Source organism: Pseudomonas sp. TH41, from assembly GCF_016650695.1.
Lineage (GTDB): Bacteria > Pseudomonadota > Gammaproteobacteria > Pseudomonadales > Pseudomonadaceae > Aquipseudomonas.
This window is the reverse complement of sequence record NZ_JAEKFH010000006.1, coordinates 190,011-201,181: the sequence shown is the minus strand read 5'-3', so window position 1 is coordinate 201,181 and position 11,171 is coordinate 190,011. Positions and strand designations below refer to the sequence as shown.

The following is an 11,171-nucleotide window of genomic DNA, read 5'->3' as shown; positions in this document are numbered from 1 at the left end:
ATAACGATATGGCCTTGAGACTTACCAGAAGCGTTGCTGGGTCAACCGGCTCCACCAAGTCAGCAATACGCGATCAACCGAGCCACTGGCCGCCATTCCGATGCGTTCCTGCAGACTTTTACGTTCGGCGTAATGCAGGTGATAGAGCTCGGACTTCTTGGCCCGCTCGGCGAGGTATTCATCGCTGGTCTTGAGCTCGTCCACCAACTGTTTGTCCAGCGCCGCGACGCCGAGCCAGATCTCACCCGTGGCCACTTCGTCGATGGCCAGTTGCGGCCGGTAGCGCGAGACAAAGTTCTTGAACAACTGATGGGTGATGTCCAGGTCTTCCTGAAACTTCTCCCGGCCCTTCTCGGTGTTTTCGCCAAACACCGTCAAGGTGCGTTTGTATTCACCGGCGGTCAGGACTTCGAAATCGATGTCGTGTTTTTTCAGCAGGCGATTGACGTTGGGCAACTGCGCCACCACGCCGATCGAGCCGAGGATCGCGAACGGCGCGCTGATGATCTTCTCGCCGATGCACGCCATCATATAGCCGCCGCTGGCTGCGACCTTGTCGATGCACACGGTCAATGGCACGCCAGCGTCACGAATGCGCGCCAATTGCGACGACGCCAGGCCGTAGCTGTGAACCATGCCGCCGCCGCTTTCCAGACGCAGCACCACTTCATCCTTCGGCGTCGCCAAGGTCAGCAGCGCAGTGATTTCATGGCGCAGACTTTCAGTGGCCGAGGCCTTGATGTCGCCATCAAAATCCAGCACGAACACCCGGGGTTTGGCTTCGGTTTTTTTCTTTTGCTTTTTCTCGGTTTTAGCTTCGACCTTGCGCAAGGCCTTGAGCTGGTCCTTGTCGAGCAAGGTTTGCTCCAGGCGTTCGCGCAGCCCTTTGTAGAAATCATTGAGTTTGCTGACTTGCAACTGGCCGGCCGACTTGCGTCGACCTTTGCTGCGCAACGACGCGAAACTGGCCAGGACCACCAGAATGGCGATCACCAGTGTCACGGTTTTAGCCAGGAAACTGGCGTACTCGGACAAAAACTCCACAGAGACTCCTTAAACGATGCGCTGCATAGAAGCGCGCGGGATACCTCCAGCATACCCATGCGCCGGCTCGGCGGCCAGCCGTGAAACCTATGGGTACAGGCCTGTAACGGGCATTTCAAACAAGCGTATGTTTTTTCATTGACAGCTCAGCGCCATCCTCATAACCTCGCCAAACCTTCAACGTACCGGGATGAAGCGGACGTGGGCAGTATCTATTTGATTCGACATGGCCAGGCCTCCTTTGGTGCAGACGACTATGACGTCCTGTCGCCGACCGGTATTCGCCAGGCAGAAATCCTTGGCCAGCACCTGGCTGAACTGGGTATCAGCTTCGATCGCTGCCTCTCGGGTGATCTGCGCCGCCAGCAACACACGGCCAACAGCGCGCTGGAACAGTACGCTGCCGTGGGTCTGCCAGTGCCGACGCTGGAAACCGATTGCGCCTTCAACGAATTCGACGCCGACGCGGTGATCCGCGCGCTGCTGCCGGCCATGTTACCGGACGAACCGCAAGCGCTGCACATCCTGCGCAACGCCGCGCAAAACCGTGGCGAATTCCAGCGGATCTTTGCCCTGATCATCGAGCGCTGGCTCGCCGGCACTTACGACACACCAGGCCTGGAAAGCTGGCTGGGCTTCGTCGAGCGGGTGCAAGCCGGTCTGCAGCGAATTCTCGAAAGCGCCGACAACACCCAGAAAATCGCCGTGTTCACCTCCGGCGGCACCATCACTGCCCTGCTCCACCTCATTACGCAAATGCCTGCCAGGCAGGCCTTTGAACTGAACTGGCAAATCGTCAACACTTCGCTCAACCACCTGAAGTTTCGTGGTCGCGAGGTGACGCTGGCTTCCTTCAACAATCATGCACATCTGCAACTGTTGAAGGCCCCGGAACTCATCACGTTTCGCTGAGTCCGGATTATTGTGACCCTGGCTGTAACCACCCAGCTCTTATTACCCAAGAAAGGATCGAACCATGACCTCCGTAGCTGATGCCGTACAAGCAATGAAAGCCAAGTTCAACCCAGCCGCTGCTGCCGGTCTGGACCTGGTTTTCGGTTTCCGCATCGACGACACCAAAAACTTCTCGCTGATCGTCAAGAACAGCACCTGCGAGCTGCAAGAAGGCGAAAACCCGGACGCCCAGGTGACACTGGTGATGGACGGCGAAACCCTGGAAGGCATCGTTGATGGTTCGACCGACGGCATGCAAGCGTTCATGGGCGGCAAACTGCGCGCTGAAGGCGACATGATGCTGGCCATGAAACTGTCCGAGCTGTTCCCGAGCTAAGCGCGCCGCTCCCAACCACAGGGAGCGCGCCTGGCTGCAAACGAATCCCGCCCCTCGTGGCGGGATTTGTCGTTTTTCCCCCTCAAGAACCGGCTACCTGTGGATTTGCCGTCTATATTCCTTCTGGCCGCATGCGTCAGACGTCGGCTGTTTACCCCGCGATTAATTGACGGAGTGCGCGGCCATGAGCCCACCTGACGACCACGACGGATACAACCACCGCCGTGTACTGCAAGGCCTTTCGGCAGGCGCCATCGGTGCCTGGATCAGTCCGCTAACCGCAGGGAGTAAAACCATGCCCGATGCCCCGGCCGACCTCATTCTGTACAACGGACGCCTGCACACCGTCGATCGCAAGAAACCCCAGGCCAGTGCCGTCGCGATCAAGGACGGCCGCTTCGTGGTGGTTGGCAGCGATGCTCAGGCCATGGCCCTGCAAGGCCCCGGCAGTCAAATCATCGACCTGCACGGCCGCACGGTGATTCCCGGCCTCAACGACTCGCACCTGCACCTGATTCGCGGCGGCCTCAATTACAACCTCGAACTGCGCTGGGAAGGCGTACCGTCACTGGCCGACGCGTTGCGCCTGCTCAAGGACCAGGCCGACCGCACCCCCACACCGCAGTGGGTGCGGGTGGTCGGGGGCTGGACCGAATTCCAGTTCGCCGAAAAACGCCTGCCGACCCTCGAAGAACTGAACAAGGCCGCACCCGATACGCCGGTGTTCGTCCTGCACCTCTACGACCGTGCCCTGCTTAACCGCGCCGCGTTGAAGGTGGTCGGTTATACCCGCGACACACCGAACCCGCCGGGCGGAGAAATCCAGCGTGATGCCAATGGCGATCCAACCGGCATGCTGATCGCCCGCCCTAACGCGATGATTCTCTACTCGACCCTGGCCAAGGGGCCGAAACTGCCGCTGGAATACCAGGTCAACTCGACCCGCCAGTTCATGCGTGAACTCAATCGCCTCGGCCTGACCAGCGCTATCGATGCCGGTGGCGGTTTTCAGAACTACCCGGACGACTATCAAGTCATTCAGCAACTGGCTAAAGACCAACAGCTCACGGTGCGTATCGCCTACAACCTGTTCACTCAAAAACCCAAAGAAGAACTGACCGATTTCAAAAACTGGACCAACACTTCCGACTACGGTCAGGGCGACGATTTCTTGCGGCACAACGGCGCCGGGGAAATGCTGGTGTTCTCGGCGGCGGATTTCGAAGACTTCCTCGAACCACGTCCCGACTTGCCGCAAACCATGGAGCAGGAACTCGAACCGGTGGTCCGCCACCTCGTTGAGCAACGCTGGCCCTTCCGTCTGCACGCCACCTACAACGAATCCATCAGTCGCATGCTCGACGTGTTCGAGAAGGTCAATCGCGACATCCCGTTCAATGGTTTGCCGTGGTTCTTCGATCACGCCGAAACCATCACGCCACAGAACATTGAACGGGTGAAAGCCTTGGGCGGCGGCATTGCGATCCAGGATCGCATGGCCTTCCAGGGTGAGTATTTCGTCGACCGGTACGGTGCCAAGGCGGCCGAACACACACCGCCCATCGCTCGGATGCTGGCCGAAGGCATTCCGGTCGGAGCCGGCACCGATGCCACGCGAGTTTCCAGCTACAACCCCTGGACCTCGTTGTACTGGCTGGTCAGCGGCCGCACGGTCGGCGGCCTGGAGCTCTATCCGCAAGGCTTGAGCCGCGACACCGCGCTGGAACTCTACACCCACGGCAGCGCCTGGTTTTCATCCGAGCAAGGCAAGAAAGGCCAGATCAAGGTCGGGCAACTGGCGGACTTGATCGCGCTGTCGGCGGACTATTTCCACATCCAGGATGAAGCGATCAAATCGATCGAATCGGTGCTGACGATTGTCGACGGAAAGGTCGTCTACGGCAGCGTCGAGTTTGAGAAACTGGGCCCGCCGCCCATTCCTGTGGTGCCTGAATGGTCACCCGTGGCCAAAGTACCCGGCCACTGGAAACCGCTGGCGCCGTTGACGGCGCAGGTTCACCAGTGTGTCGGGGCTTGTGCGGTGCATGCCCATAGTCATGAGAGAGCGAGATTATCCTCGGCACCGGTCAGCGATTTCGCCGGTTTCTGGGGAGCCTTTGGTTGTTCGTGTTTTGCGTTTTAAAGCCCATGTAGGAGCGAGCTTGCTCGCGAAGGACGTTAACGGTAACGCGTTCTTCCTGAATAAACGCGTTGCTCTCAAGTCCATCGCGAGCAAGCTCGCTCCTACACTCCCGGTCCACATTAAATCTGTGTTGAGCAGCAAATTTCCGCAACGACGCGATCAAGGCTGTAATAACAGCGCCACCAGGGCTGTCCACCCCGTTTGATGACTGGCGCCCATACCGCGCCCGGTCTCGCCATGGAAATACTCATGGAACAACACCAGATCACGGCTGGCGGGATCAGCCTGCAACTGCGGATACGCCACCATCGAAGGCCGGTTACCCTCTTCATCGCGCAAAAACAGACGGGTCAGGCGCTGGCTCAGGCCGTCGGCAACCTCTTCCAGCGATGAAAAAAATCCTGATCCCGTGGGGTACTCCACCGAGAAATTCTGATCGTAATAGCGGTGAAATTCGCGCAAGGATTCGATCAGCATGTAATTGATCGGCATCCACACAGGCCCCCGCCAGTTGGAGTTACCGCCATACAGTCGCGATTCCGATTCCGCCGGCTCGTAGTGCGCGCAGAGCTTGTCACCGTTGATTTGCAGGCCAAAGGGCAGTCCAGCGAAGGACTTGGACAGTGAACGAATACCGAATTCGCTGAGGAACTCGCTTTCGTCGAGCATGCGTTTGAGCAGGTCTTTGGTGCGTTCACCGCGCAACAGCGCCAGAAGCATCCGGTTGCCTTCGCCCGGTTCGGTCCAGCGCGACACCAGGCTGGCGAGGTCCGGGCGATGGCGCATAAATCCCAACAGCCGTTCGCGCAAACCCGGCAGGCCCTCGTGTTCGTGCTGCTCCAGCACTTGCACGGCAAACAGCGGCATCAGACCGACGATCGAGCGCAGGCGCAGCGGTTCGTTAACGCCATCGGGACGGTGCAGCACGTCGTAGAAAAACCGGTCTTGTTCGTCCCATAAACCTTCGGCCTCGGAGTCGACCCGATTGATCGCCCCGGCGATGTAGAGGAAGTGCTCGAAAAACTTCACTGCGATGTCGACGTACACGTTGTTGCGTTTGGCCAGTTCCAGGGCGATACGCATCAAGTCCAGCGCATAGGCGGCCACCCATGCCGTGCCATCGGCCTGATCGAGTTGGAAGCCGGGCGGCAAGATTGCCGAGCGGTCGAACAGTGCGATGTTATCCAGCCCGAGAAAACCACCCTGAAACACATTGCGACCTTCAGCATCCTTGCGGTTGACCCACCAGGAAAAATTCAGCAGCAGCTTATGGAAAATTCGCTCGAGGAAGTCCATGTCCCCTACACCGGTCAGCGCCTTGTCCTGTTGATACACCCGCCAGCAGGCCCACGCGTGAACCGGCGGGTTGGCGTCGTCGAAGCGCCATTCATAGGCCGGCAACTGGCCGTTGGGGTGCATGAAGCGGTCTTTGACCAGCAGCAACAATTGATGCTTGGCAAACTCCGGGTCGATCAGCGCGAATGCCACGGCCTGGAAGCCCAGATCCCATGAGGCATACCACGGATATTCCCACGTGTCGGGCATGGACACGATGTCGATATTCGACAGGTGTCGCCAATGGGTATTGCGGATGTGCAAGCGCCCGGGCGGTGGCGCAGGTTGTGCCGGATCGCCGTCGAGCCACTGATTGACGTCGAAGTAATACAGCTGCTTCGACCAGAGTAAGCCGGCCAGGGCCTGGCGCTGAACGTTGCGCGCATCTGGATTGCTGATCGCGCTTTGCAACGCCGCGTAAAAAGCGTCGGCTTCACCACGGCGACGTTCAAACAGGGCCTTGGCATTCACCCGGGCAGCGCCTGTCGGGGCGAACCGCAGGTTGACGCTGCGACTTTGACCGCCCTCGAAGGTCAGTACGAAATGCGCCGCCACCCGTGTTCCCGCGTCACGGCGGATCGCGTCGTTGATACCATCGACCACAAAGTCGTTGATCCCGTCTTTGAACGGTCCGTCCGCCGCCACGCCATCAAGCTTGGGGAAATTGCTCTGGTTTTCGCAAAACAGCCATTCGCAGTCTTCCTCACCCCAGGCGCTGGCCTGCCGATCAGCCACTTGCGGGTGCCGGGCCAGAACCTGATCGCCGTCCAGGATCAAGCTCGGCTTCTGCCCGTCGAGCACCCAGCTCCAGGTGTTGCGCGCCCATAATTGCGGCAATACGTGCAACCGCGCAGGTTGATCGGAGCGGTTGTGCACCGTGACACGCATGAAGATATCGTCCGCCGTGTGCTTGGCGTATTCCACCATGACATCGAAATAACGGTCGTCTTCGAAGACACCGGTGTCGAGGATTTCGTACTCGGTATCCGCCAGGTTCCGGCGTGCATTTTCAGCGATCAGGTCAGCGTAGGGAAATTCAGCTTGAGGGTATTTGTAGAGCAGGCGCATGTAGGCATGGCTCGGTACTCCATCGACATAGAAATACAACTCTTTGACGTCTTCGCCGTGATTACCCTCGGCATTGTTCAGGCCGAACAAGCGTTCCTTGAGAATCGGGTCGCGCTCGTTCCATAAACCCAACCCCAGGCACCAATGCTGGGCCTTGTCGGAAAACCCCGCGAGCCCGTCCTCGCCCCAGCGGTAAGCCCGGCTGCGGGCATGATCGTGAGGAAAATACCGCCAGGCGTCGCCATCGGCGCTGTAGTCCTCGCGCACCGTGCCCCACTGGCGCTCGCTCAGGTAAGGCCCCCATTCGCGCCAGGCCCCGGCCTCGTCCCCGGCCAGACGCTGGCCTTCGACAGTGCCCAGGATGTTCGCAGCGGGTTTTGCCGTCATGAGTGAATCCGTTGGGTGAGAGACGGTTGCAGTGTAGTGCGTCAGGTAGCGGCGGAGCTGAACTCTGCCTGTCGCGGCCGCCGAAGACGCTGAAATGCTCTGACCTGAGTTCGGCTTACACCGGATCACGGCGTTTGTATCGTAACGGTTCAGCCAGACAAAACGCCGGGATCGACTAATCTGCTGGAGATAACAATACAGACAGGGTGATTGCAGTGAGGCAGACCACCGAAGGATTCCGCACCCGTTACCGCGCCGACATTCATCCGTTATACAACCCATGGCTGCACGGCACATTTGTGCTGGTGTTCGGGTTGTTGGCCATCGCCGGATTCTGGAGCACGGTGCACAAGGTCAGGCCGCTGGAGTGGGCGGCACTGCCGCTGAGCCTGCTGTTTTTCAACTTCGCCGTGTACAGCGTGCATCGGCACCTGGGGCATCATAAAAAAAGCTTCGCGCGGATGTTCTATGCCCGACATGCGGGCGACCATCACAGCTTTTTCGCCCCGGGTCACATGACCTATGACAGCGCCCGTGACTGGCGGGTCATTCTGTTTCCGGCCTGGCTGATCGTGCTGCACACCGCTGTGATCACCCTGCCCTTGTGGTGGCTGCTCGAGCAGTTCGATGCCAACGTCGCCGGGTTGTTCGGCGGCTGTCTGATTCTCGGTTACCTGGCCTACGAAGTGTTCCATGCCTGCGAGCACTTGCCACCCGAGAATCCTCTCACCCGTCTGCCGTGGATCTGCCAGATGCGCCGCCTGCATGAACTGCATCACCGCCGCGAGCTGATGCAGACACGCAATTTCAACATCGTCTTTCCGCTGATGGACTACTTGTTCGGCACCCTCTACTGGGAACCGGAGCAGATTTACCCGTACCCGACGAGAACCGCCATGACCCGCCTGCAGCATCAGATCGACATTGCCGGAAATCCGATTGACGTGCTCGCCTACGCCAGCACCGCGACCCTCTGGCCGCAATGGCATCCGTCGTCCCTCAAGGTCGAGGGACCGCGAGGCCCGCTGCATGCCGGGGCACGGTTCGAAGAAGACATTCGGGCCGGCGGGCGTGAGGGACATTTGAGTTGGGTGGTTGACGAGTATCTGCCGGGACGCCGCTGGAGTGCGCGCGCTCAAGGTGACCATGGCCTGTCATTGATGCTGACTTACGAGTGCGAGTGTGAGGGCACCGGCACACGGTTTGTCCGCACGCTGGAGTATCAGTTCAGCGGCCTGCTGATGAGCATTGCCAACCGACTGCTGCTCAAGCGGCGTATCGATCGTGAGTCGACAGCGTCGATGCTGGCCTTGAGCGAAATGGCGCAAAAACACCTCGCTTCGACAGGAGTCCCTGCGTGAATCGTACCGTGAAGTTTCGCCACGTCGTGTTGCTGGTGATCGTTGCCATCGGCGCGTTCCTGCTGCTGATGCCGACCAAGGTGCAACCGGTGGCCTGGACGCCGCCACCGGCGCCTTCCCTGACCAGTGGAATCTACGCCGACAACCAGCGCCTCAAAGGCATGAAACGTGTCGGCGCGCCCAACATCGACGGGCCGGAAGCGTTGCTGCTGGAAGACAATTTCCTCATCACCGGTCTGCATGACGGTCGATTGATTCGTACCAGCCTCGACGGCACCGTCACCAAGGTCCTGGCCGATACCGGCGGCCGGCCGTTGGGGCTAGCCCGCCACCCCAATGGATTGCTGGTGATCGCCGATGGGGTCAAGGGTTTGCTATCGCTGGATGCCCAGGGCCGCTTGATCGCATTGACCACCGCCGCCAACGGTGTGCCCTTCGGTTTCACAGACGATGTGGCCATCGACAAGTCCGGGCATTACGCCTATTTCAGTGATGCTTCCAGTCGCTTTGGCTATGGCCAGGACGGCGAGGCCATCATCGAGCACGGCGGCGACGGTCGCTTGTTGCGGTATGACTTCCAGACCGGCAAGACCGAGGTCCTGCTGGACAAACTGGAGTTTGCCAACGGCGTGACCTTGGGGCCGGACGAGGCCTACGTGCTGGTGAACGAAACCGGCGCCTATCGCATCAGTCGCTACTGGTTAAGCGGGCCGAAGATCAGAACCCATGACCTGTTCATCGATAACTTGCCGGGGCTGCCGGACAACCTCGCGTTCAATGGCCGGGATCGCTTCTGGGTGGCGCTGTATGCACCGCGCAATGCACTACTCGATTCCATGGCGCCACACCCGTTCGTGCGCAAGATGATCGTGCGGGCGATGGCCTTCCTGCCCAAACCCGTGGAGAAGCGTGCGTTTGCGTTGGGGTTGGACCTGGACGGTAAAGTGATCGCCAACTTGCAAGACGGGAGCAGCGACAACTACTCGCCGATCACCACCGTGCGCGAATATGGAGATTGGTTGTATTTCGGGTCATTGAAGGCCAGGCACATGGCGCGATTGCCGCTGAGCAAGGCGCTGCAATAAAGATCAAAAGATCGCAGCCTTCGGCAGCTCCTACAGTGATTCGGCGTACACCTGTAGGAGCTGCCGAAGGCTGCGATCTTTTGATCATGGTTTATCAGCTTCTTCGAGTACCCGCTCGGGGTCCATGGCGGTGGTGTCGTCCTCATCTAGCGGGTCGGCACCTTCGTCGGCCGGCAATTCATCGATTCCCGGTTCATCTTTGGGGTGAACGGCAGTGCGTCCTGGGCTTAGAGGCTCGGGATGAGTCGGGATCGGGTCATACCCGCCCTGTTCTTCGCTGGGAAATTTCGGACCGCTCATGAGGCACCTCGCATGGAGCCGTAAATTCGGGCTCTGATCATTCGAGGTGCCGGTATCTATTGCCGTTCCAATTATTCAGTCACCGGTCGTCGGTGGTTCAGGACGGCGCCTGGAGTTGTTTGACGATCTTGTCCTTGACCTGCAAGCGCTTCTCCTTGAGTTTTTTCAGCGCGTCGTCACTGGGTGCATCCGATTTGGCGGTTTCAGCCTTTACCACCTCAGCGTCCGCTTGCGAATACTTGTTGATCAGTGAATCCAATAACGGATCCTTGGTGCGTTTTTGCTGGATGTCTTCCTTTGAAAGTTTCAAGTCCTGATAAAGGTCGTGTGGCACCGGCATGGAACACCTCCGTTTGTTGATCGGTAGCAAACGCGATCGATTGCGTTCACCAACTATCAGAATGGCCTCGGTTAGGCGGTTCTGTCGACCGCCTATCGGACCAGCGGCGTCCGTTCGTCGTCGTGTCGCATTTGCGATAAAACCTTTGTCGCAGCGTCCACCTCCATTGAATAACGATCGTTCGATCAACATAAAAACTGTGTGGAGAATAACCTATGGACGGATCTACCCTGCGCCACCTCACGCTGGCTGTCGCTTTGAGCACAAACATGGGCCTGGCCTGTGCTGCCACTTCGAATAACTTCGTCGATAACGCTGCCGCCGGCGGCATCGCGGAGATCGAAACCAGCAAACTCGCCTTGGAAAAAAGCGCATCGGCCGACGTCAAGGCGTTCGCCAACATGATGATCACCGACCATTCCAAGGCCAACGATGAACTCGCGGCGCTGGCGAAAAAGAATGATATTAAAGTGCCGGACGACACCACGCTGGTGAAACAGGCCAAGGAAAAAATACTCGACATGCGCGGTGAATCGTTCGATGCGGCCTACGCCACCAACCAGGTCAAGGCTCACGAAGAAGCCATCGAGCTGTTCAAGAAAGAAGCCAATACGGTGACCGACGACAGAGTCGCAGGGGCCACGGCGCTGAAAGGTTTCGCCCAACAAATGTTACCGGCGCTGGAGAAGCATCTGGATATGGCGAAAAAACTGCAGGCTGCACACCCAAGCAAGTAGCCCAGGTTTTGAGGGGGCCTGACTGGCCCCTTCGTCGGAACGCCGCCCGGAGCCGGCTCGCTCCCACATTTGATCGCAAT

General features: G+C 59.0%; 10 protein-coding genes. 6 read left to right on the top strand and 4 right to left on the bottom strand.

Annotation, left to right across the window (positions count from 1 at the left end):
- Positions 1-21: 21 nt before the first annotated feature.
- A complete protein-coding gene (gene sohB / locus JFU37_RS24850) occupies positions 22-1,044 on the bottom strand; it encodes a protease SohB (protein WP_201119696.1) in 1,023 nt (340 codons plus the stop codon).
- 201 nt (positions 1,045-1,245) lie between these two features.
- Here sohB and JFU37_RS24845 point away from each other — a divergent pair, with 201 nt between their 5' ends.
- The 3 genes from JFU37_RS24845 (at position 1,246) to JFU37_RS24835 (ending at position 4,478) form a co-directional block, all read left to right on the top strand.
- A complete protein-coding gene (locus JFU37_RS24845) occupies positions 1,246-1,956 on the top strand; it encodes a histidine phosphatase family protein (RefSeq protein ID WP_201119695.1) in 711 nt (236 codons plus the stop codon).
- 64 nt (positions 1,957-2,020) lie between these two features.
- Entirely contained in the window at positions 2,021-2,335 is a 315-nt protein-coding gene (locus JFU37_RS24840; protein WP_007976511.1) for an SCP2 sterol-binding domain-containing protein, read from the top strand.
- 295 nt (positions 2,336-2,630) lie between these two features.
- Positions 2,631-4,478 carry an amidohydrolase gene (locus JFU37_RS24835; protein ID WP_201120076.1) on the top strand — a complete coding sequence of 616 codons (1,848 nt, stop codon included), beginning with the start codon at positions 2,631-2,633 and terminating at the stop codon, positions 4,476-4,478.
- Between the two features lie 159 nt (positions 4,479-4,637).
- Here the strand turns inward: JFU37_RS24835 and JFU37_RS24830 are convergent, their stop codons facing one another.
- A complete protein-coding gene (locus JFU37_RS24830; protein ID WP_201119694.1) occupies positions 4,638-7,268 on the bottom strand; it encodes an MGH1-like glycoside hydrolase domain-containing protein in 2,631 nt (876 codons plus the stop codon).
- A gap of 215 nt (positions 7,269-7,483) precedes the next feature.
- On the opposite strand from JFU37_RS24830, the gene JFU37_RS24825 reads away from it, so the two are divergent.
- Together JFU37_RS24825 and JFU37_RS24820 are read left to right on the top strand one after the other, a co-directional pair.
- Positions 7,484-8,629 carry an SRPBCC family protein gene (locus JFU37_RS24825; protein WP_201119693.1) on the top strand — a complete coding sequence of 382 codons (1,146 nt, stop codon included), beginning with the start codon at positions 7,484-7,486 and terminating at the stop codon, positions 8,627-8,629.
- On the top strand, positions 8,626-9,714 hold the full coding sequence (locus tag JFU37_RS24820; protein ID WP_201119692.1) for an SMP-30/gluconolactonase/LRE family protein: 1,089 nt from the start codon (positions 8,626-8,628) through the stop codon (positions 9,712-9,714). Before JFU37_RS24825 ends, JFU37_RS24820 begins: the two co-directional genes overlap by 4 nt.
- 84 nt (positions 9,715-9,798) lie before the next feature.
- On the opposite strand, the gene JFU37_RS24815 is transcribed toward JFU37_RS24820, so the two are convergent.
- Both JFU37_RS24815 and JFU37_RS24810 read right to left on the bottom strand, forming a co-directional pair.
- On the bottom strand, positions 9,799-10,014 hold the full coding sequence (locus JFU37_RS24815) for a hypothetical protein (protein WP_201119691.1): 216 nt from the start codon (positions 10,012-10,014) through the stop codon (positions 9,799-9,801).
- A 97-nt stretch (positions 10,015-10,111) separates the two neighbouring features.
- Positions 10,112-10,354: a DUF465 domain-containing protein gene (locus tag JFU37_RS24810; protein ID WP_201119690.1), complete on the bottom strand. Its 243-nt coding sequence runs from the start codon at positions 10,352-10,354 to the stop codon at positions 10,112-10,114.
- 215 nt (positions 10,355-10,569) lie between these two features.
- Here JFU37_RS24810 and JFU37_RS24805 point away from each other — a divergent pair, with 215 nt between their 5' ends.
- On the top strand, positions 10,570-11,091 hold the full coding sequence (locus JFU37_RS24805) for a DUF4142 domain-containing protein (RefSeq protein ID WP_201119689.1): 522 nt from the start codon (positions 10,570-10,572) through the stop codon (positions 11,089-11,091).
- Positions 11,092-11,171: the final 80 nt, after the last annotated feature.

Excerpts from the sequence above, each read along its gene's own strand:
- JFU37_RS24840 (WP_007976511.1), top strand. The coding sequence starts at position 2,021 with ATGACCTCCGTAGCTGATGCCGTACAAGCAATGAAAGCCAAGTTCAAC.
- JFU37_RS24835 (WP_201120076.1), top strand. The coding sequence starts at position 2,631 with ATGCCCGATGCCCCGGCCGACCTCATTCTGTACAACGGACGCCTGCAC.
- JFU37_RS24830 (WP_201119694.1), bottom strand. The coding sequence starts at position 7,268 with ATGACGGCAAAACCCGCTGCGAACATCCTGGGCACTGTCGAAGGCCAG.
- JFU37_RS24815 (WP_201119691.1), bottom strand. The coding sequence starts at position 10,014 with ATGAGCGGTCCGAAATTTCCCAGCGAAGAACAGGGCGGGTATGACCCG.
- JFU37_RS24810 (WP_201119690.1), bottom strand. The coding sequence starts at position 10,354 with ATGCCGGTGCCACACGACCTTTATCAGGACTTGAAACTTTCAAAGGAA.
- JFU37_RS24805 (WP_201119689.1), top strand. The coding sequence starts at position 10,570 with ATGGACGGATCTACCCTGCGCCACCTCACGCTGGCTGTCGCTTTGAGC.